This is a genomic window from Caloramator fervidus (genome assembly GCF_900108045.1).
Taxonomy (GTDB): Bacteria; Bacillota; Clostridia; order Clostridiales; family Caloramatoraceae; genus Caloramator; species Caloramator fervidus.
The window spans coordinates 202,789-225,082 of the sequence record NZ_FNUK01000001.1 but is presented as its reverse complement, the minus strand read 5'-3'; the positions used below and the strand labels follow the sequence as shown (position 1 = coordinate 225,082).

Below are 22,294 nucleotides of genomic sequence, written 5' to 3'. Positions count from 1 at the left end.
GATTTAGGAACTTTGAAAGGTTTAGAAATCGAATTCTTCATTGTTGTGTATAAACTTGTTAAACTATTAAATCTACAACAATTTTTAACGGCCTCGCGCAAAAAATTTAAGAAGAAAACCTTAGTCGACCTAAGTCAGTCTTTAAAGGTTTTCTTCTTAAACCTATACCAAACTACGTGCAAAAATAAACAATACGCTGAGCTTTTATAAAAGCCAACCTTTGATTGGCCTTTTTGTCATGCCCATTTTTAAAGCTTTTGCTTAAATTAATCTCAATTACATAAAAACTCCTTGGAAATTAGCAAGGGCGGGCATCTGAATAATTTGCCCACCCCAACTATTGACATAGAACCGTCTATAAAAAATACCCTGCCAAAATAGGCAGGGTATTTCTATAATTCTACTTTATCTAAAATTTCCTTTTCAAGCTTTAAAGTTTTTTCTTCTAATTCTTCCACTTCCTTTTTAATCTTTTCAACAAATTCCTCATCCTTTATTGAAGCTAAATTTATTTTTACGTTTAAAAGGGCTGACAATATTGATGTTCTTGCCATCATACAGGATACCGCTCCATCTGTTATTGCATTTTTATTTCCATTTACTATAACCTTCCTAGAAAGCTCAAAAATCTTAAAAGCTTCCCTTGCAGTATCTAAAGGAACTATTGCAGCCTCCTTTAATGCTTCTTGTATAGCTTTTTTTCTTTTTTCCTTTTCTTCTTCTGTATCCTTTGGCATTTTAAAGGCCTCCATAACTTTATCAAAAGCTTTGCTATCTTTATCTATTGCCTTTAAAAGATTGCCTCTTATTTTTTTTGCTTGTTCTATTATGTTTTTCATATCTTCTTGAACATCTTCGTAACCCTTTTTCCCTACAGTAAGATTTGCAACCATTTCAGATAATGCCGCTGCTACTGCACCAGAAAAAGCAGCAACACTTCCTCCCCCTGGAACAGGAGATGAACTTGCAGTTTCCTCAACAAACTCCTTAACACTTTTCTCTATAAGCATACCTTCCATCCCTCTCCTTATCATAAACTAATTTTCCATTTTTAATAACCTTCTCAACTATGCTTACACCTATATGGTATGGAATAAACTTATAAGATGGATGTTCCAATATGATTATATCTGCTTTTTTGCCTACATCAATGCTTCCTATTTCTTTTTCTTTTCCTATAGCCGCAGCTGCATTTATTGTAACGGCATTTATTGCCTCTTCAAGGGTCATATTCATATATAAAGTAGCAAGAGCTATAACAAGGGACAAATTTTCTGTAAAACAGCTTCCCGGATTAAAATCAGAAGCTAATGCTACCGCAAGCCCCCTATCTATCATTTGCCTTGCTCTTGCAAATTTTTCCTTTAAACTAAAGGCAGTTGCAGGCAAAAGGGTTGCTATAACTCCTTTTTTTACCATCATTTCAATCCCTCTATCGCTACACTGCAAAAGATGATCCGCTGATACTGCTCCAACCTCTGCAGCAAGCTCTGCTCCACCTAATGAAACTATTTCATCTGCATGAATTTTTAATTTAAATCCCATCATCTTTGCAGCTATTAAAAGTTTTCTTGACTCATCCACAGAAAAAACATTTTTTTCACAAAAAACATCTACAAATTCAGCAAGATTTTTTTCTTTGATGTAAGGTAAAACTTCGTTTATTATATATTCAATATATTCCATGTTCTTTCCTTTATATTCCTTTGGAACAGAATGAGCACCTAAGTAGGTTGTAACTATATCTATAGGGTGGCTTTTATTTAAACTTTTATAAACTTCAAGCTGTTTTACTTCTGTATCAAAATCAAGGCCATATCCAGATTTTCCTTCAACAGTAGTAACTCCAAAGCTTAACATAGAGTCAAGCCTTTTAAGGCCTAAATTAAAAAGTTCTTCTTTAGATGCTTTTTTTGTTGCCTCAACAGAATTTATTATTCCCCCACCCTTTTCCATAATCTCCATATAAGTAGCACCTTTAAGCCTTAGATAATACTCATCAGCTCTATATCCCCCAAATACAAAATGAGTGTGGGAATCTATAAAACCTGGTAGGACAGCTTTATTGGAAGCATCAATAACTTCATATTCATTTATATTTATATCCTTTAATATATCCTCCGTTTTTCCTACTCTTTTTATGTATCCATCCTCCACAACAACAGCACCATCTTCTATTATACTAAGCTCCTTCATCTCATCTCCTTTTTTAGCTTTAAATGAGCTGCAGGTTACAAGTTCTGATGCATTCTTTATCAAAAGCTTCATAAAATCACTCCATTATTCTATTTTCAAGTATCTGATCCATAGAAAAATCTTCTATTCCAAGATAATATACAGCAGTATCAATAAGAGCCTCCATAGGAACAAGACCTATTATTTCGCTTCCAACTACAGGAACACCATATCTTCTTGCTTCAACTTTTATAAGTTCAAAAGCTCTATAAAGGGCTGTTTTTGTATAATCCGTCATGTTCATTGAAACTTGAACTATTCCTCTATCTTTAAGCTCTACTCCTATTGCCTTGCAGTATCTTAATCCTCCATTTAAAAACCTTACATTTCTTGCAATCCTATTTGCAATTTCTATATTGTTAGTTCCAAGATTTACATTAAACGCAACAAGAGGCATTCTTGCACCAACTGCTGTAACTCCTGCAGTTGGATGAACTTCCTGTGGACCAAAATCTGGCTTCCATTCAGGAAGCTTTATTTTTTCAAACATTCCTTCAAACTCACCTTTTCTTATATTAGCAAGGTTTTCTCTATCTGGACTTGTTGCTGACTTTTCATATAAGAATATAGGAACGTTATATCTTTCTGCAGCTTCCTTTGCAAATTCCTTTGAAAGTTCAACAGCCTCTGTCATAGTCATATTCTTTACAGGAATAAAAGGAACTACATCCACTGCCCCCATTCTTGGATGCTCTCCCTTATGATTCCTCATATCAATAACTTGAATTGCAACTCCCATAGCTTCCAACATAGCTTCTTTAACAGCTTGAGGTTCTCCAACAACAGTTACAACTACTCTATTGTGGTCAACATCCCTGCTATAATCTAATAATTTTACTCCATCCTTACCTCTAAAGGGATTTACTATTTTTTCAATTTTTTCTAAATCCCTTCCCTCGCTAAAATTTGGAACGCACTCAACTATTTTTGTCATTGCCATAAGCAAACTCCTTTCCTTTAAATTTGGATGGGCTAAAAGCCCATCCTTTTATCTTTGGATTCCATGCTTTTTGAAGGCAAAGTCAACAACTTCTTTAACAAGGTTATCATCAGCAAGATATGGCAAAGTTATATGGTCTGTTGAGCTCTTTTTGTTGTGTTCTATAGAAACTTCTAAAGCATGTTCGTTTCTTGCCCAGGCTCTTCTAGCAACTCCTCCCATAACATCCCACATCATAGCGCTTCTTATTATTTCATCAACCCTTAAGCTTCCATCAAGAACAAGCCCAAATCCACCATTTATGGATTTTCCAATTCCAACTCCACCACCATTGTGAAGAGCTACAAGACTCATTCCCCTTGCAGCATTTCCTGCAAAACAATGAGTTGCCATATCCGCCATTATGTTGCTACCATCTTTAATGTTTGCTGTTTCTCTAAATGGTGAGTCAGTTCCTGAAACATCATGATGATCACGACCAATCATTATTGGACCTACTTCTCCTTTTCTTACCATTTCATTAAACTTAAGAGCTATTTTTGTTCTTCCTTCTGCATCTTGGTAGAGTATTCTTGCCTTAGTTCCAACAACTAAGTTGTTCTTTTCTGCATCCCTTATCCATATCCAGTTGTCCCTATCCTGTGGTCTTCTATTTGGATCTATGCATTCCATAGCTGCTTTGTCTGTTTTTCTTAAATCTTCATCCTTTCCACTTAAGCATACCCATCTAAATGGACCATATCCATAATCAAAAAGCATAGGTCCCATTATATCTTCTACATATGATGGGAATATAAATCCATTCTTTGGATCTCCACCCCTTGCAATTTCCTTTACTCCAGCATCATATACCGCCTTCATGAAGGAGTTTCCATAATCAAAGAAGTAAGTTCCTCTATCAACAAGAATCTTTATAAGCTCAAAATGTCTTCTTAAGCTTCTGTTTACTAATTCCTTAAACTTTTCTCTATCAGTTTCGAGAAGCTTTGTTCTCTCTTCAAAAGTTATACCTTGTGGACAGTATCCTCCCTCATAAACTGCATGGCATGAAGTTTGATCTGATAATAAATCAACATGAATGTTGTTCCTTACAATATATTCTAATAAATCAACTACATTTCCATAGTATGCAATTGACATAGGTTCTTTCTTTGCAAGATATTCTCTTGCAACTCTAAATACTTCATCAAGATCTGAAGATATATATTTTACCCAACCTTGATTATATCTTGTCATTATCCTTGAATAATCAACTTCTGCAATTATTCCAACACCCTTTGCAATTTCAACTGCCTTTGGCTGTGCACCGCTCATTCCTCCAAGCCCGGATGATACGAATAATCTTCCTCTTAAATCCGCATCATGTCCAAGTCCAAGTTTTATTCTACCTGCATTTAATATTGTGTTATATGTTCCATGGACTATACCTTGAGGTCCTATATACATCCATCCTCCTGCTGTCATCTGACCATAATTTGCAACTCCCATCTCTTCTGCAATTTCCCAGTCATCAGGATTATCAAACATACCTACCATAAGAGCGTTTGTAATTATAACCCTTGGAGCATCTGGTTTTGATCTGAAAAGTCCAACAGGATGTCCTGATGCAACAACTAAAGTTTGATCTTGAGTCATAACCTCAAGGTACTTTTTAATTAACCTATATTGCATCCAATTTTGACATACTGAACCTGTTTCACCATAAGTTACAAGTTCGTATGGATAAAGGGCAACGTCAAAATCAAGATTATTATCTATCATTACCTGAAAAGCCTTTCCTTCAATGCAATTTCCTTTATATTCATCTATTGGCTTTGCTTTTATATTTCCTTCAGGTCTAAATCTATACCCATATATTCTTCCTCTTGTTATAAGCTCCTCCATAAATTCTGGAGCAAGCTTTTCATGATACTCCTCTGGAATGTATCTTAATGCATTTTTAAGGGCTATTTCTGTCTGTTCCCTTGTCAATCTAAAACCTCTACTGGGAGCCCTCCTTATACCTTCAACAAACTTTGGATATTCTGGAATTTCATCAAGCCTAATCTTCATTGCATTTTTAATGTCTAAGTTTGTAATCATATTATCCCCCCCAAAATCTTTTGTTAGAAAAGTCCTACTATATTTCCATTTTCATCTATATCTATCTTTTCTGCAGCAGGAACCTTTGGAAGACCTGGCATTGTCATTATATCCCCCGTTAAAACTACTATAAATCCTGCACCAACAGATGCCCTAACTTCTCTTACTGTTATTTCAAAATCACTTGGAGCACCTAAAAGGGCTGGATTATCTGAGAAAGAATATTGGGTTTTTGCCATACAAATTGGCATTTTATCAAAACCTAACTCTTCAATTTTTTGAATTTGTTTTAAAGCTTGTGATGTAAAGGTTACTTTGCTTGCTCTGTAGATTTCCTTTGCTATTTTATTTACCTTTTCTACTATTGGAATATTTACATCATATAAGAAATTAAAGTTAGGTCTACTGTTCTCAACAAGCTCCACAAGCTTTCTTGCCATATCTATTCCGCCTTCTCCACCTTTTGCCCAAACTTCATTTAATGAAACCTCTACATCCATCTTTTTGCAAAGCTTATAAAGAAGTTCTATTTCAGATTCTGTATCGCTTGCAAACCTATTTATTGCAACCATAACAGGAAGCCCAAACTTTCTTACATTTTGAACATGCCTTTTAAGGTTTTCAAATCCCTTTTCAAGAGCTTCTAAGTTTTCCTTTGAAAGGTCTTGTTTTGAAACTCCTCCATGCATTTTTAAAGCTCTAATGGTTGCAACTATAACAACTGCATCTGGTCTAAAGCCTGCATATCTACATACTATGTTAAAGAACTTTTCAGCACCAAGGTCTGCACCAAATCCTGCTTCTGTTACTAGATACTCTCCAAGCTTCAAACCAAGTTTTGTAGCAATAATGCTGTTAGTTCCATGGGCTATATTAGCAAAAGGTCCTCCGTGGATTAAAGCTGGAGTATTTTCAAGAGTTTGAACAAGATTTGGTTTTATAGCATCCTTCATTAAAACTGCCATAGCACCTTGAACATTTAAATCACCAATGGTAACAGGCTTCCCATCATATGTATAAGCAACAACCATTCTTGCAAATCTTTCTTTAAGGTCCATAAGATCCTTTGCAAGACATAATGCTGCCATAACTTCTGATGCTACTGTAATCATAAATCCATCTTCCCTTGGGAAACCATTTGCCTTTCCACCAAGCCCTACAACTATTTGCCTTAAAGCTCTATCATTCATATCAAGAACTCTTTTCCAAACTATTTGTCTTGGGTCAATTCCAAGGCTATTTCCTTGATGAATATGATTATCTATGGCAGCTGCAACTAAATTATGGGCTGCAGTTATGGCATGCATATCTCCTGTAAAATGCAAGTTTATATCCTCCATTGGAACTACTTGAGCATATCCTCCACCTGCAGCTCCACCCTTTACTCCAAATACAGGTCCTAATGATGGTTCTCTTAAAGCTATAACTGCCTTTTTTCCAATTTTATTAAGAGCTTGTCCAAGTCCCACTGTGGTTGTTGATTTACCTTCTCCTGCTGGAGTTGGATTTATTGCTGTAACTAATATAAGTTTCCCATCTGGCTTATCCTTTAACCTTTTAAATATATCTAAAGATATTTTAGCTTTATATTTTCCATAAAGCTCTACCTCATCCTCTTCAATTCCCCACTCTTTTGCAATATCCATTATAGGCCTTAACTTTGCACTTTGAGCAATCTCAATATCACTTGGAACTTTAACCTCCATATCCTTACCCCTTTCAAAACATTCTTAAAATTAATTATAATTATAAAGAGTCAAAAAAACGTCTAATTTATTTTAGCACAGTTTGTTAAAACTTTGTAAACTTAACTGAAGCGTTTTTTTCTCAACAAAAATATTTTTTGATTTAAAAGTATAGTTTTTAATTTTTTTATTTTCTGAAAATTGCTTTTAAATCCTTCATTGTAAGCAAAAAACAGTTCAAAAATAATTCAAGTTATAATTCACAACCAAAATATGACAAATTCAAATTCTTTAATTTCATATTTTTGAAATTAAAAAATTTAAAAAATATTATTACTTTTTGTAGAATTATTGATTTATTTGTCGTTTTTAGTATAATGTATTTGTAAACAATTCGTAAAAAGGAGGTTTTAAAATGGCGCACGGTCCAAACAAAGGACAAAAGCTAACTTTGGTATCATTGATACTCATGATTTTTACTTCCGTGTATGGCTTTAATAACATTCCAAGATCCTTCTACAAAATGGGTTATGCTGCTATTCCATGGTATATTCTATCAGCAATAACATTCTTCGTTCCATTCGCACTTATGATGGCAGAGTTTGGTGCTGCCTTCAAAGATGAAAAAGGTGGAATATACTCATGGATGGAAAAATCAGTAGGTCCTAAGTTCGCCTTCGTTGGAACCTTCATGTGGTATGCTTCATACATTATTTGGATGGTTAACGTATCATCAGGTATATGGGTTCCACTTTCAAACGCTATATTTGGTAAAGACACTACAAAGAACTGGGCATTTTTAGGTCTACAAGGACCAAAACTTCTTGGAGTTTTAGGTATTCTATGGATACTCTTCGTAACTTATCTTTCATCAAAGGGACTTGAAAAGATTAAAAAAGTTACTTCAATTGGTGGATCAGCAGTTGCTGCATTAAACATTCTTCTTTGGGTTGGATCATTACTTGTTCTTATATTAAACAAGGGTAAACTTGCTGAACCAATAGTTGGACTTTCAACATTCACTCAATCACCAAACCCAAAATATGCAGGAAATATATTAGCTGGTCTTGCATTCGTAGTTTACGCAATATTTGCTTATGGTGGAATTGAGGTTGCAAGTGGTCTTGTTGACCAAACTGAAGAACCAGAAAAGACTTTACCAAAAGGAATTACAATTTCAGCTGCAATTATATCAATTGGTTATTCACTAGGTATATTCCTTGTTGGTGTATTTACAAACTGGGCTAAGGTTATAAACGTTGAAGGCGTTCACCTTGGAAACGCAAGCTACGTTGTAATGGGTAACCTTGGATATCAGTTAGGTATAGCAATGGGGTTAAGCGAAGCTACAGCTATCGCAATGGGTCAATGGATTGCTAGATTCATAGGACTTTCAGTATTCCTTTCAATAACAGGTGCATTCTTTACTTTAACTTACGCTCCATTAAAGCAAATGATTGAAGGAACACCTGCAGAACTTTGGCCAGGAAGACTTGGAGAAATTAAAGACGGTATGCCAAAGTTTGCTATGTGGGTTCAAGGAATTACTGTTGCTGTAATGATAGCACTTGTTTCCTTTGGTGGAGATTCAATGGCAAAATTCTTTGATATCCTTGTTATGATGACTAACGTAGGTATGACTTTACCATATATGTTTATTTCATATGCATTTGCTCCATTTAAGAAAAATACTAACATTCATAAACCATTTGAAGTATTCAAAACTTACAACAGTGCTCTATTCTGGACAGTAGTAGTTACTCTAACAGTTGGTTTTGCAAACTTCTTTACAATTCTTGAACCAGCTTTAGAAGGAGACAAGCTAACAACATTCTGGTCAATAGCAGGACCAATATTCTTCTCAATAGTTGCTCTTGCTATGTATAACAGATACGAAAAGAAAGTTGCTGAAAAACAAAACAAAGTTGCGTAATAAAAAGTCCGGCATGTGCCGGACTTTTTTATATCAAATAACAAGCATTTTTTACATCAAAAAGCCCCATGTCAGTTAGTTTAAGCTCTGGAATTACAGGCAATGCTAAAAATGCAAGAGTCATTATAGGATCAAAATTTCTTGATACATTAAGCTTATTATATGCAACTTCTATTATTTCTGATAAATCTTTATTAACAGTTTCTATATCCTTATCGCTCATAAGTCCTGCAATAGGAAGAGGCAATTCCTTTAAAACTTTTCCTTGTGAAACTACAATTATTCCACCCTTTAATTTTTCAGCCTCTAAAGCTGCTATATACATATCCTTATCATTATCTCCAATTATTATTAAATTATGGGAATCATGGGCTATTGTTGTTGCAATAGCTCCTTTTTTAAGCCCAAAACCTTCAACTATTCCAAGCCCCACATTTCCTGTTCCTTTATGCCTTTCAATAACTGCCAGTTTTAAAAGACCATCATTGTCCTCACATTTAAACTCTCCATCCCTTAAAACTACCTTCTTTTTTACATTTCTTGTTATAAGACTAAAAGGAACTAACTCAATTACATTTACAAAGTCTTCTTTGAACTTTATTTTAAACATATCTTCCTTTAAGCCTTTTATATTTATTTTATTTAAAACTTTGTTATCAATAAATTTTTTAACTTCAAATAAAGGCTTTCCATCCTTTGCAACAAGCTCTCCTTTTTTGAATACCAAAACAGGTTCAAAATCAATTAAATCTTTAAAAATAACTATATCTGCATCATATAAAGGAGCTATAGCGCCTTTATATTTTAAACCATAACATTCCGCTGCATTTAATGTAGCCATAACTACAGCAGAGATTGGATCTAAACCGTTTCTAACAGCAATTTTTAAATTGTTATTTATATGTCCATCCTTTATTATATCCTCAGGATGTCTATCATCGGTGCAAAATAAACACCTTCTTAAATTATATGGATTTACAGCTTTTATAAGCTCTGTTAAATTCCTTGCAGCTGACCCTTCTCTAATTAATATATACATACCAAGCCTTAATCTATCTACAAATTCCTTTAAAGTAGAACACTCATGTTCGGTTTTTACTCCTGATGCTAAATAAGCTAAAAGTTCCTTATCCTCTATAAAAGGACCATGGCCATCAATTATTTTCCCTTTTGCAGCCTCTACTTTCTTTAAAATCTCCTCATTACAATTTATAACAGATGGATAATCCATAAGTTCTCCAAGCCCTAGTATTCTTTCATTATCTATAAGCCTTTTTATATCCTCATCTGTAATAACAGCACCTGAAGTTTCAAATTTAGTTGCAGGAACACAAGAAGGAAGCATTATAAATACATCAAGGGGTAAGTCTTTGCTTGCATTTAAAATATATTCTATTCCATCTATTCCACAAACGTTGGCAATTTCATGGGGATCTGCTATTATGCAAGTGGTACCTTTAGGAACTACTGCCTTTGCAAACTCCTCTACAACAACTAAAGATGATTCTATATGGACATGACCATCTATAAGGCCTGGCGAAGCATAAAGACCTTTTAAATCTATTTCTTTAAATCCTTCATATTTTCCTACAGCAACTATTTTACCATCATCAATTGCAATATCTCCTTCTATTATTTCATGGGAAAAAACATTTATTATTTTACAATTTTTCAAAACAAGCTGTGCTTTTTCCTCTCCCTTTGCTATCTTAATTCTTCTTTTTAAATCAACCATATAATCACCCTTTATTAAGTTGTAAAAGTATCTTTTCACAAGTTACAGGAATTTCATAAAATCTTACCCCTATAGCATCATATATTGCATTTAATATTGCCGGAGCAACAGGAAGTAAAACAGGTTCTCCTATCCCCTTTGCTCCGTAAGGTGCGGTATCTTCTGGATATTCAATAAGGACCTTTTCAATATTTGGTATGTCCAAAGATGTTGGAATTATATACTTTTCAAAACTAGAATTTAACATCTTTCCATCTTTAAGACCTACATCCTCCATAAGAGCATATCCAACTCCCATGGCAAAGCCACCATCTATCTGACCTTCTACAAGGGTTGGATTTACAGCCTTTCCAACATCTAAAACTAATTTTGCCCTTAAAATAGTAACTTCTCCTGTTTCTGTATCAACTTCAACCTCAACAGCACAGGCTGCAAATGTATATGGCCAATAAGGAGCACCTTGACCATTTTCATCCATTTGAGTTGTATGGGCTATAAATACTCCTTCTCCTTTTAGATTATTATTAATGTTTGCTATCTCCTTAAAACTTACCTTTTTTGAAGGGTATGTTTTTACATAAACACTTCCTTTTTCACAAACAAGCCCTATCTTAGAATTAACATTTAATATTTTTTTAGCCTCTTGTAAAATATTATCCTTTAAATTTTCACAAGCTATCTTTACTGCATTCCCCGAATTGTAGGTCTGCCTTGAAGCTGCGGCTGTTCCTGCATCTGGAGCTTTAGAAGTATCTTCATTTACTAAAATTACATCCTCTATAGGAATATTTAAAGTTTCTGAAGCTATTTGAACCATAACGGTTTTTGCACCTTGACCAACTTCGGTGGCACCAACTAAAATTTCCACCTTTCCATCTTCTAAAAGCCTTGCATAGGCCCTTGAAACATCTGGAAAACCATTACCATAACCTGTCCCATAAAATGTAACTCCAATACCTTTTCCTCTTTTTTTCAATATATCACCACCTAAAACCTTTTTAATTCTTCTATACATTTTTCAAGGGCAACCTTCTCAAGAATTTGTCCTGTGGCAGTTTCACTACCTTCCTTAAAACAATTTTTAAGTCTTATTTCAATAGGACTTAAACCAAGCTTTCTAGCTAAAATATCCATCTGCTGTTCATAGGCTATAGGAACTTGAGTTGCTCCAAATCCCCTCATAGCACCTGTAAAAGGATTATTAGTATATACCGCAAAACTATCAATCTTTACATTTTCAACTACATAAGGACCTGTTGCATGAACTGCCGCTTTTCTTAAAACATTCATCGACCACGAAGCATAAGCCCCAGAATCACCTATTATCTTTGCTTCTAAAGCCAAAAGTTTTCCATCTTTAGTAGCACCTGTTTTATAATACATCTTCATGGCATGTCTTTTAGAGTGAGCAATAAAAGATTCTTCCCTTGAATAAACTGCCTTAACAGGCCTTTTTAAAGTAAAGGCAGCAATTGCAAGATGAATTTGCAAAGTTATATCCTCTCTACCACCAAAGGCTCCCCCTACTGCTGGGGTTAAAACTTTAACTAAATCTTTGCTAACTCCTAAAGCTTGTGCAATTTCTTCCTGATCAAAATGTGGATACTGAGTGGATGCTATAACAACTATTTTCCCATCTTCATCTATATAAGATACGCCAGCCTCTGGCTGTAAAAAGGCATGATCAACCATTGGAACTTTATAAACATTTTCTACAATCACATCACATTCTTTAAAAGCCTTTTCAACATCCCCTTTTCTTATCTTAAAGTGATAAAATACATTATCTTTATCATGGACCTTGGGGCTATTCTCCCTCATGGCTTCTTCAGGATCAAATACAGCTGGAAGAATATCATATTCTACCTTGACAAGAGAAGCTGCATATTCTGCTATTTCTTTAGACTTTGCAACAACAAAGGCAATGGGATCTCCTATCCTTTTTACTTTTTTACTTATAAAAACTTCATGGTCCTTTAAAACTACTCCATGATGATTTTTCCCAGGAACATCCTTATAAGTAAATACTTTTACAACACCATCAACTTTTTCAGCTTCAGAAACATCAACCTTTATAAAAGCATGGGGAAATTTTGACCTTACAGTAAAACCATAGAGCATTCCTTCAATATATATATCTTGAGGGTAAATAGCCTTTCCTTCTACTTTATCCTTTGCATCTATCCTTTTTATGTTTTTCCCAATAAATTCAAACATTTCTTCCACCTCTTTTTATCTCTGCTGCCTTTTTTATTGCACTAACTATCTTGTTATAACCTGTGCATCTACACAAATTCCCAGATATTGCTTCTCTTATATCTTGTTCACTTGGATTTTCATTTTTATCTAGAAGGCTTTTTGCTGCTAAAATCATTCCCGGGGTACAAAAACCGCACTGAACAGCTCCTTCTTCTATAAAGGCATTTTTTATATCCTCATCCTCAACTCCTTCTATGGTAATTATTTTGCTTTTATGAGCTTGAAAAGCCATAACAAGACAAGAATTTACTATCCTTCCATCCATTATTACCGTACAAGCTCCACATTCTCCTTCTCCACATCCTTCTTTTGTTCCTGTCAAATTAAGTTTATCCCTCAAAAGGTCTATAAGTCTTAAATGTTCCTCAATTTCTATTGAATAATCCTTACCATTTACATTAAGCTCAATCTTCAATTTTACCTCCCCCTTTAGCTAAACAAAGAGCCTTTAAAAGAGCCTTTTTAAAAACTCCTTTTGCCGCTATACTTTTAAACCTTGCAGTGTTTCTTCCATTTAATCTTTCATATATATCCTTCTCTAATATCTCTAAAGCCGTATTTAAAGTATCTTCATCTAAAATCCTTCCTGTTAAATAATTTTCAATTTTATATTCCCTCATAGGAAATTTCCCTACTGAACCGCTGGCAACTCTAATTATTTCAATTCTATTTATATCATCTATCTCTAAAAATACTGAAAAACTTATTCTTGATATTGCTAAAGATTTTCTAAGACCTAGCTTATAAAAACCTAAACCTTGATTTTTAGTTGGTGTTTTAAATTTTATTGTAGTTAAAATCTCATCATCCCTTATATCTGTTTTTCCTTTATCCTTAAAAAAATCCTTTAGATAAATTTTTCTTTTTCCTTTTTTGCTCTCTAAAGTTAAAATACTATCTAAAGCCAAAAGAGGAACTACGCTGTCTGCAGCTGGCGAAGCATTACATATGTTTCCTCCAATGGTACCTCTATTTCTAATTTGAGGTGAACCTACACTTCTTGCAGCATCTTTTAATCCCTTTAACCTTTCATTTAAAAGAATACAGGAAGCTAAATCATAAAAAGTAGTCCCACACCCTATTTCCATATACTCTCCAACTTCTAATACTCCTTTTAATTCATTTATAAAGCTTATATCTATTAAAACTTGAGGATTTATATTACCTTTTCTTAACTTAATTATAAGGTCCGTTCCCCCTGCTATTATCTTTGATTTATCCTTATATTCTTCTAAATAATCCAAAGCCTCCTTTAAGGTTAAAGGTCTATAACAGGCTTTTAAATTCATATTAAAGTCCCCCTAAATTCCTAATCTTTTAACATGCTTTTTTATAGCTGCATTAACATCTTCCATTAATGCTTTTTCATTTATTGTAAGCAACTTTCTATCCCTCATAACTATATTTCCATCTATTATCGTAGTTTCAACATCTTCTGCCTTTGCTGAGTAAACAATTTGAGACACTATATCAACCTTTTCAGTTGGTAGATTATGAACTTTATTTAAATTTAATATAATCAAATCTGCAAGCTTTCCTTCTTCTATACTTCCTAATTTATCCTCCATTCCCATTGCCTTTGCTCCATTTATTGTAGCCATCTCTAAAACCTTAATTGCGGGCATAACGGTTGGACTTAAAAGCCTTGCTTTTTGAATCAAAGCTGCCATTCTCATCTCTATAAAAATATCTAAGTTATTATTACATGGTGCTCCATCTGCACCTATTGATACATTTGCTCCCATATCAAGAAGTTCTGGTATTTTTGCAATTCCCGATGCAAGTTTTAAATTAGAACTCGGACAGTGGGCTATTTTTGTTCCTGTATCAGCTAATATCTTCATTTCCTCCTCATCAAGCCATATACAGTGAGCTAAAACAAGTCTTTCACCAGTTAACCCTAACTTATGAAGATATATTATGTTTCTCATTCCCCTATCCTTCTCAACGAATTCTATTTCTCCCCTGTTTTCAGATGCGTGGGTATGAATTAAAACATCGTATTCCTTTGCAAGGTCCCTAACCCTTAAAAGCAATTCTTCTGTGCAGGATACCGCAAACCTTGGATTAAAGGCATAATATATTCTTCCTGCTTTTTTATGCCACTTTTTCAAAAGCCTTAAACTTTCTTTTATTGAATCCTCTTTGTTTTCCATCAGAGAACTTGGAACTTCATCTCCATAATCCATCATACATTTTCCTGCAACCGCCCTAAATCCCGTTTCATAAATAGCCTCAAAGGCACTATCGGTATGATGGACTGTTTCCATATCAATAATTGATGTCGTTCCACATTTTATAAGCTCTGCAATTCCAAGCTTTGCAGAAATATAGTTTGATTCTTCAGTATGCCCACCCTCAAGGGGCCATATTTTCTTTTTAAGCCAATCCAAAAGCTCTAAATCATCAGCCTGTCCTCTAAAAAGGGTTTGAGTAAGATGTATGTGAGTTTGAATAAATCCAGGTAAAATAACTTTTCCCTCTGCATCTATAATTTCATCTGCAAAAACCTGTAAATCCTGCTTAATTTCCTTTATTTTATTTCCTTCAATCAATATATCCGCCTTTAAAATCTCTCTTTTTTTGTTCATAGTAACTAAAGTTCCATTTTTAATTAATATCCTTTTCATCTTTATCCCCCCAATTGAGTTTAGGATGAGGCGTTGCCTCATCCTAAAATGCTCTTTAATATAAATAAGATAGCTAAAACATACATAGTTCCTGAAACTTCCTTATATCTTCCTGAAATAATCTTTAAAACAACATATGAAACTATACCAAATACCAAACCTTCAGCTATGCTATAAGTAAATGGCATCATTATTATAGTTAAAAAGGCTGGAATAGCTTCAGTATAGTCTTCAAAATTAATCTTAAATATTGGAGATAACATGAATAATCCTATTATTATCAAAGCTGGTGCGGTTGCCGCTGATGGAACTATAGTGAATATAGGTGCAAAGAAAAGAGATAAAAGCATTAACACAGCTACTGTAAAAGCAGTAAGACCTGTTCTTCCACCCTCCGCAACGCCTGCTGCACTTTCAACATAAGTTGTAACTGTACTTGTTCCTAGTATTGCACCAAAGGTTGTTCCTATTGCATCTGCTAAAAGTGCCTGCCTTGCTCTTGGAAGCTTTCCATCCTTATCAAGCATATCTGCCTTTGAAGCAACTCCAACCAATGTTCCAACAGTATCAAACATATCAACAAATAAGAAGGTAAACATTACAATTAGAAATTCTCCTGTTAAAACCTTGCTAAAATCAAATTTAAAAAATATAGGAGAAAGTGATGGTGGTGCGCTTATTATAGATGATGGAATTGGAGTAACCTTAAGAGGAATTCCTAAAAGGGTTGTTATCAATATACCTATTAAAAGAGCACCCTTAACTCCCCTTGCAAGAAGATATCCCATTATAATTAGTCCTATTATAGCTAACAAAACTTCTGGGCTCTTTAAATTTCCTAAAGTAACCCCTGTTGCTTCAGAGTTTACAACTATTCCCGCACTTCTTACACCAATGAAGGCTATAAAAAATCCAATACCTACGCTTACTGCATGTTTTATTGTAAGTGGGATGGCATTTACTATCATCTCTCTAACTGGAGTTACAGAAAGCAATATAAATATCAAACCTTCTATAAGTATTGCAGTAAGAGCTACCTGCCAAGGATATTTCATTCCAAGGACAACAGTAAATGCAAAAAAGGCGTTAAGTCCCATTCCAGGTGCAAGAGCAAAAGGATAATTAGCATGGAAAGCCATAACAAGGGTAGCAATTGCAGCCGACAAAGCTGTTGCGCTAAACAATGCTCCCTTATCCATTCCCGTGTTGCTTAAAATTTGTGGATTTACTATAAGAACGTAGGCCATTGTCATAAATGTAGTAAAACCTGCAACTATTTCTGTTCTAACATTGGTTTTATTTTGGCTTAATTTAAAAACCTTCTCTGCCCATCTTGAAAAGCCAGAAGTTGAAGTTGCCATTTCTGGCTTAATAGACATAAAACCCCCTCCTAATCTTCAATTACTGGGCTTAATATTTTAAAATTGTTAACATCCACAAGCCCTTTGTCAGTTATCTTCCATTTAGGACTTGTAGTTAAAGATAAAAATGAAAGATGCATAAATGGTGCATGAACTTTACATCCTAACACATTCTTTGCAGTATCCTCTAAACTCTTTATCCTTCTTGCAACCTCATGACCGTCAAGCTCATCTGTTATAAGCCCGCCAACTGGTAGCCTAAGTTCTTCTAAAATTCTTCCTCTGTTTGATATTGCTATACCACCCCCCATCTCAATTACCCTGTTGGCAGCATTAACTATGTCTTTTACATTACAACCAACAGCAATTATATTATGGGCGTCATGGGATACACTTTCTGCAAAGGCCCCTTCTTTAAGGCCAAATCCCTTTACAAATGCCTTTCCTATTCCTCTTGTTCTTCCATATCTTTCAATACAAACTATTTCTAAAATATCCTTTGAAGGATCTGGTAAAACATATCCCGATACTGTTTTTAATTCTTCTTCTAAGGCTTCTGTTAAATTTTGATCAGGAATAAGCCCTATGCATCTTACCTTTTCATAATTTTTATTACCTTTTATTAAAATATCCTCCTCACTTATCTTTGAGCATTTTACAGATTTTTTTACTTCATCTGGATATATATATCTTGGAATATCAATAATAAGCTTTCCTTTAACTGCAACAAGTTTTCCCTCTATAAACACAGCATCAATCTTCATAGTTTCAAAATCGCTTATAACAGCAATATCTGCAAGATATCCAGGTAAAAGGGCCCCCCTATCTCTAAATCCAAAATATTCAGCAGGATTTATAGTTGCCATTTGAATTGCCTTTACAGGCTCAACACCTTGCTTTATAGTCCTTCTTATTATTTCATTCATGTGGCCTAAACTTTCAAGGTCAGCTGCCACCATATCATCTGTTGCAAGAATCAATCTTCTTGTATCCAGCTTATCCTCTGTATATGCTCTTATACACTCTGCCATGTTCTTTTGAGTGGACCCTTCCCTCATAAACACATAAACACCCTGTCTTAATTTTTCTACACATTCTTTTTTAGTGGTTGTTTCATGACAGGAACATTTTGTTCCAGTTGCAATTATGTGAGCTGCAAGTTCACTTCCAAAAAGCTCGGGAGCATTTCCATCAACTACTTTTCCTATTGATTTTGCATAGGAAGTTGAAGCTAGAAGATCGTCTATTATCTCTGGGGTATTTTTATAGACATGTTTTGCATTGCTAAAACCTTGAAGCTCTCCTATACCTATTACATTTTTATAATTTAAAAGCTCCTCCATATCCTTTGAAGTTATATCATATCCTGCAGTTTCAAGTTTTGGACAGTCTGGGGTTAATGCTGGAATAACAAGATGGACATGGTTTGGAACATTTTGTATTTCATCAGCCATGGCCTTTATACCTAAAGGTCCTAAAGCATTTCCTATCTCGTGGGGATCTGCAACTATAGTCGTTGTTCCAGATGGAATTGAAAGTCTTGAAAACTCTGTTACCGTAAGCATACTGCTTTCAAAATGCATATGGGAATCTATAAATCCTGGAGATATGTATTTTCCTTTAACATCTATCACTAAAGTATTTTCACCTATTAATTTTTCAGCATTTCCAACCATAAGTATATACTTTCCCTTTATTGCAACATCTGCTTTATATATTTCCCCTGAAACTACGTTAACAACATTACCTTTATATAAAACAATATCTGCAAAACCATTTCCCATCAAAACATCTATAAGCTGTCTATGTTCTATTGCTTTTTTAATGTTATCAACTTTCAATATTCCACCCCCTAATATAAATCAACTCTATCTACTATACCTATAATAGCTATGTCAATTGGGGCCTCTAATTTTTTTGCCGCAAGCCTTGCCGCTGTTCCTGAAGTTGTATATATAACTATCTCTCCAATGCCAGCCCCAACCGTATCCACCGCAATAAAAGGACTGCCTAAAGGCTTATATTTAAAATCAACCGGCTGGGTTATCAAAAGCTTACAGCCGGTTAATCTTTCATCCTTTCTTGTTGCAACAACCGTTCCTATAACTTTTCCTAAGTTCATATTAACCCTCCTAAAACGAGGAATCAGTCACCCTTTATTATTTTTATCCCCTTTGATTTTGCACAATCTAATGCAAGAGGCGTTATTATACTATTTTTAGGTATATGTAATACCACATCTTTGTAGTTTAAAATATCCCTTTCTGTTATAACAACTTTTCTTGAATTTTTTGTTTCTTCTTTAGACTTTTTATCCTCAACAAAGCTATCAAAAGTTACCACTTTTTTTTCTTTACTTTTTCCTTTTAATCTTCTTATTAAATCATCAAGTATTTTTATTGTAAAATCGTATTTGTCCATTTAATCACCCATAAATCAATTTACTACTGGCTATCGCTTTTTAATATTACCCTTTCCACCTCTGCATGGGGCCTTGGAATTACATGGACAGCATGAAGTTCTCCAACCTGCCTTGCAGCTTCAGCACCAGCATCAACAGCAGCCTTTACTGCTCCAACATCTCCCCTTACCATTACAGTCACAAGACCAAACCCTATCTTTTCATAACCAACCAAAGTAACATTAGCAGCTTTAACCATAGCATCTGCAGCTTCTATAGCCGCCGTTAATCCTTTTGTTTCAATTAAACCTAAAGCTTGACCCATAAATATACCTCCTATTCAATAGTTTTTATGTTCTTTTTAAGCTCATCTAAAATCTTATCAAGCTCCTCATGGGGTCTTGGAATAACCTTAAAATAAGCAACCTTTCCAACCCTGTTTGCTGCTTCAACGGCTGCCTCTACTGCTGCATAAACTGCTGCAACCTCTCCCTCAAAGTGAATGGATACTCCAACAGCCTTTTCAACTCCAATAACCCTATCCATTCCAACTAAGTTAACATCTGCAGCCTTTGCTGCTGCATCCATAGCAGCAACAGCAGCACTAAAACCTACAGTTTCAACAATCCCTAAAGCCCTTCTCAAAACCACACCCCCTAAACTTTAAAAAGTGCCTCCAAATCATCTATGGATATATATTTAGCTTCAGAGGTCTTACTTTCTTTTAAAAGGCTCCTTTCTTTATACAATATCTCCTTTAATATTTTTTCTTCCCTTTCAGTTAAGTTTGTGGTAGTTTTTTCTGAATATTCTAAACCTTTTTCCTGCAAAGTTTTTTCTATAAAATTATTAAAAGCAACCTTATTTAGCATTTAATCCCCCCTAAAACATCTTATCAACTTCATCATGGGGTCTTGCAATTACATTAGCCGAAATAACTTCTGATATTTCCTCAGCAACTTTCTTTGCATTTTCAACAGCTGCCTTAACTGCTGCTACATCTCCAGTTATAGTCACAGATACAAGCCCTGAACCTACAACTTGATAATTTAGAATCCTCACATTTGCAGTTTTTACCATTGTATCAGCTGCCTGAATTGCCGCAACAAGCCCCCTTGTTTCAATCAAACCTATAGCTTCCCTCATCATATCACCTCATATTAAAAATTAGGTATTTTACATCTTTCAAATCTTTCATTATTTAAAGGCTTTGTGGCATCTATTCCCATTTTATCCGTAACTCCCTTTAAGGTATGGGAAGGATCTAAAGATGATCCACATGCATCGGGAATTATAACAAGATCCCTTGAAGCTTGAAATCTTGTTGCAATTGCAAGTTCAACATCATCCCTATCAAAAATATCTATATCATCGTCAACTATTACAACATGCTTTAAGTCCTTTATGCTACTTAAAGCTCCAATTATTGCAGTTTTTCCATCACCCTCTTGTTTTTTTCTTATGGAAGCTATGGCATGGAATCTATATCCACCTGCCAATGTAACATGTACATCTTTAACATCTACAAGCCTTTTTAAAGAGTAGAAAAGTTCAACTTCTCTTAAAAGTCCGTTTGCAAGATGCTCTTCTCTACATGGAAAAGCTGTTTGATAAATTGGATTGTTTCTATGCATTATAGCCTGTATTTGTATTACAGGATGCATAGCCTGTTGACCATAATATCCCATAAGCTCTCCAAAAGGGCCTTCCTTTTCCCTTACATTTGGAAGTATAACCCCTTCCAACACTATTTCAGCATAAGCTGGAACTTCTAAATCAACCGTTTTACACTTTACAACCTCCAGAGGCTCTCCCCTTAAGGCACTATCTATTTCATATTTATCAACTCCATAAAGTTCACTGCTAACCTGAGAAGCAAGCAAAAATGGAACATCATATCCTAAAACTATTGCAACCTCTAAGGGTTTATTTTGTTTTTCTATTTCTAAAAACTGATTTGTAAGATAAGGCGAAGCTATAAGAATGCTTATTTTATCCTTCCCTAAAACTTGAAATCTTCTAATTGATGTATATCTTTTCCCTGTATTAATATCCTTTACAACAAGCATACCTGCAGTTATGTAACAGGATGAATCCTTTTCATGAAAATAAGGATGAGGAAATTTAGTTATATCTATATTATTTGTAATTATATTTTCCATAACAGGACCATAGCTTAAAAGTTTTACAGGCTTTGGATTTGCAATAGATTCCATAAATTTAAATATTCTTTCCTCATGTTTTATATTAGCAAGTTTATATAAAACCTCTCTATCAGTATAAAGAGCTCCACAAACAGGAATTTTATATCCTTTAACTTTGTTAAAAATTATAGGCCTTCTATTTTTATATTTTTTAAGTATACCGCCAAGCTGGAACTTTACATCCACTTCATCATTTACTTCTAATAAAAGTCCCATATCTTTTAATTTATTCAACTCATGCCTTAACATCTGTCTATCCATCATTTTCACCCCATCTTATAAAGAGGCTATGCTCTATATTAAGCTGGTCAAGTATCCTTCCAACCATAAAAGCAACAAGATCGCTAATAGACTTTGGATGATTATAAAAGGCTGGGGAAGCAGGCATTATCTTAACTCCTATTTTTGAAAGTTTTAACATGTTTTCAAGATGAATAGCACTTAAGGGAGTTTCTCTTGGAACAAGAATAAGTTTTCTTCCCTCTTTAATACAAACATCAGCAGCCCTTGTTAAAAGACTTTCAGAATATCCATTTGCAACAGCTGAAAGTGTTTTCATAGAACAGGGAACTATAACCATTCCATCTGTTTTAAAAGAACCGCTAGCAATGGGTGCTGCTAAATCTTTATTATCATGAACATAGGTTGCAAAATTTTTTAAATCCTCTAATTTAAATCCACACTCATGTTCTAAAACATATTCCCCCATTTTAGATACTACAAGATGAGTTTCTATGTTAAGCTCTTTTAAAACCTTTAAAAGACCTACACCATATATTGCACAGCTTCCTCCTGAAATACCAACTATAAGCCTCATAAACACCACTCT

The 22,294-nt window shown here is 34.5% G+C and carries 22 protein-coding genes; 1 reads left to right on the top strand and 21 read right to left on the bottom strand.

Annotation, left to right across the window (positions count from 1 at the left end):
- Nucleotides 1–392: 392 nt before the first annotated feature.
- From C4R78_RS01185 to C4R78_RS01165, 5 genes are read right to left on the bottom strand one after another with little or no spacing between them, the layout of a single operon-like run.
- Nucleotides 393–1,010, bottom strand: coding sequence for a cyclodeaminase/cyclohydrolase family protein (locus C4R78_RS01185; protein ID WP_103895270.1), 618 nt, complete (start codon nucleotides 1,008–1,010; stop codon nucleotides 393–395).
- Nucleotides 988–2,268, bottom strand: a complete 1,281-nt coding sequence (gene hutI / locus C4R78_RS01180; RefSeq protein WP_103895260.1) for an imidazolonepropionase — start codon at nucleotides 2,266–2,268, stop codon at nucleotides 988–990. The genes C4R78_RS01185 and hutI overlap by 23 nt, the downstream gene beginning before the upstream one ends.
- Before the next feature lie 4 nt (nucleotides 2,269–2,272).
- Nucleotides 2,273–3,175, bottom strand: a complete 903-nt coding sequence (gene ftcD, locus C4R78_RS01175; protein WP_103895259.1) for a glutamate formimidoyltransferase — start codon at nucleotides 3,173–3,175, stop codon at nucleotides 2,273–2,275.
- Between the two features lie 48 nt (nucleotides 3,176–3,223).
- Nucleotides 3,224–5,257: a urocanate hydratase gene (locus tag C4R78_RS01170; RefSeq protein ID WP_103895258.1), complete on the bottom strand. Its 2,034-nt coding sequence runs from the start codon at nucleotides 5,255–5,257 to the stop codon at nucleotides 3,224–3,226.
- A 23-nt stretch (nucleotides 5,258–5,280) separates the two neighbouring features.
- Nucleotides 5,281–6,963, bottom strand: coding sequence for a formate--tetrahydrofolate ligase (locus C4R78_RS01165; RefSeq protein ID WP_103895257.1), 1,683 nt, complete (start codon nucleotides 6,961–6,963; stop codon nucleotides 5,281–5,283).
- A gap of 394 nt (nucleotides 6,964–7,357) precedes the next feature.
- On the opposite strand from C4R78_RS01165, the gene yjeM reads away from it, so the two are divergent.
- Nucleotides 7,358–8,875 (top strand): glutamate/gamma-aminobutyrate family transporter YjeM, encoded by a 1,518-nt coding sequence (gene yjeM / locus C4R78_RS01160; RefSeq protein WP_103895256.1) that lies wholly within the window; start codon nucleotides 7,358–7,360, stop codon nucleotides 8,873–8,875.
- 28 nt (nucleotides 8,876–8,903) lie between these two features.
- Here yjeM and ade (C4R78_RS01155) read toward each other — a convergent pair whose 3' ends face one another.
- The 16 genes from ade (C4R78_RS01155) to C4R78_RS01080 are packed head-to-tail and all read right to left on the bottom strand — an operon-like array spanning nucleotide 8,904 to nucleotide 22,282.
- Nucleotides 8,904–10,610, bottom strand: a complete 1,707-nt coding sequence (gene ade / locus C4R78_RS01155; protein ID WP_103895255.1) for an adenine deaminase — start codon at nucleotides 10,608–10,610, stop codon at nucleotides 8,904–8,906.
- A 4-nt stretch (nucleotides 10,611–10,614) separates the two neighbouring features.
- Nucleotides 10,615–11,625, bottom strand: coding sequence for a xanthine dehydrogenase family protein molybdopterin-binding subunit (locus C4R78_RS09660; protein ID WP_278308546.1), 1,011 nt, complete (start codon nucleotides 11,623–11,625; stop codon nucleotides 10,615–10,617).
- The gene (locus C4R78_RS09655; RefSeq protein ID WP_173689726.1) at nucleotides 11,598–12,827 is read right to left on the bottom strand and encodes a xanthine dehydrogenase family protein molybdopterin-binding subunit; all 1,230 of its coding nucleotides are present in this window, start codon (nucleotides 12,825–12,827) and stop codon (nucleotides 11,598–11,600) included. Before C4R78_RS09655 ends, C4R78_RS09660 begins: the two co-directional genes overlap by 28 nt.
- On the bottom strand, nucleotides 12,820–13,284 hold the full coding sequence (locus C4R78_RS01140) for a (2Fe-2S)-binding protein (protein WP_103895253.1): 465 nt from the start codon (nucleotides 13,282–13,284) through the stop codon (nucleotides 12,820–12,822). Before C4R78_RS01140 ends, C4R78_RS09655 begins: the two co-directional genes overlap by 8 nt.
- Complete coding sequence (locus tag C4R78_RS01135; RefSeq protein WP_103895252.1) at nucleotides 13,274–14,158, bottom strand: FAD binding domain-containing protein; 885 nt, start codon at nucleotides 14,156–14,158, stop codon at nucleotides 13,274–13,276. The genes C4R78_RS01140 and C4R78_RS01135 overlap by 11 nt, the downstream gene beginning before the upstream one ends.
- Nucleotides 14,159–14,170: 12 nt before the next feature.
- Entirely contained in the window at nucleotides 14,171–15,499 is a 1,329-nt protein-coding gene (locus C4R78_RS01130; RefSeq protein WP_103895251.1) for a 5'-deoxyadenosine deaminase, read from the bottom strand.
- Between the two features lie 38 nt (nucleotides 15,500–15,537).
- Nucleotides 15,538–16,878 carry an NCS2 family permease gene (locus C4R78_RS01125; protein ID WP_242971173.1) on the bottom strand — a complete coding sequence of 447 codons (1,341 nt, stop codon included), beginning with the start codon at nucleotides 16,876–16,878 and terminating at the stop codon, nucleotides 15,538–15,540.
- An 11-nt stretch (nucleotides 16,879–16,889) separates the two neighbouring features.
- Nucleotides 16,890–18,701: an adenine deaminase gene (gene ade, locus C4R78_RS01120; RefSeq protein WP_103895250.1), complete on the bottom strand. Its 1,812-nt coding sequence runs from the start codon at nucleotides 18,699–18,701 to the stop codon at nucleotides 16,890–16,892.
- 11 nt (nucleotides 18,702–18,712) lie between these two features.
- Nucleotides 18,713–18,982, bottom strand: a complete 270-nt coding sequence (locus tag C4R78_RS01115; RefSeq protein ID WP_103895249.1) for a EutN/CcmL family microcompartment protein — start codon at nucleotides 18,980–18,982, stop codon at nucleotides 18,713–18,715.
- Between the two features lie 23 nt (nucleotides 18,983–19,005).
- Entirely contained in the window at nucleotides 19,006–19,281 is a 276-nt protein-coding gene (locus tag C4R78_RS01110; protein WP_103895248.1) for a hypothetical protein, read from the bottom strand.
- A gap of 23 nt (nucleotides 19,282–19,304) precedes the next feature.
- The gene (locus C4R78_RS01105; protein WP_103895247.1) at nucleotides 19,305–19,586 is read right to left on the bottom strand and encodes a BMC domain-containing protein; all 282 of its coding nucleotides are present in this window, start codon (nucleotides 19,584–19,586) and stop codon (nucleotides 19,305–19,307) included.
- An 11-nt stretch (nucleotides 19,587–19,597) separates the two neighbouring features.
- A complete protein-coding gene (locus C4R78_RS01100) occupies nucleotides 19,598–19,912 on the bottom strand; it encodes a BMC domain-containing protein (protein WP_242971172.1) in 315 nt (104 codons plus the stop codon).
- Between the two features lie 5 nt (nucleotides 19,913–19,917).
- Nucleotides 19,918–20,133 carry a hypothetical protein gene (locus C4R78_RS01095; RefSeq protein WP_103895245.1) on the bottom strand — a complete coding sequence of 72 codons (216 nt, stop codon included), beginning with the start codon at nucleotides 20,131–20,133 and terminating at the stop codon, nucleotides 19,918–19,920.
- A 10-nt stretch (nucleotides 20,134–20,143) separates the two neighbouring features.
- Nucleotides 20,144–20,410, bottom strand: coding sequence for a BMC domain-containing protein (locus C4R78_RS01090; protein WP_242971171.1), 267 nt, complete (start codon nucleotides 20,408–20,410; stop codon nucleotides 20,144–20,146).
- A gap of 11 nt (nucleotides 20,411–20,421) precedes the next feature.
- Nucleotides 20,422–21,726 carry a UbiD family decarboxylase gene (locus tag C4R78_RS01085; protein ID WP_103895243.1) on the bottom strand — a complete coding sequence of 435 codons (1,305 nt, stop codon included), beginning with the start codon at nucleotides 21,724–21,726 and terminating at the stop codon, nucleotides 20,422–20,424.
- Nucleotides 21,719–22,282 (bottom strand): UbiX family flavin prenyltransferase, encoded by a 564-nt coding sequence (locus tag C4R78_RS01080; RefSeq protein WP_103895242.1) that lies wholly within the window; start codon nucleotides 22,280–22,282, stop codon nucleotides 21,719–21,721. The genes C4R78_RS01085 and C4R78_RS01080 overlap by 8 nt, the downstream gene beginning before the upstream one ends.
- Between the last annotated feature and the right edge of the window lie 12 nt (nucleotides 22,283–22,294).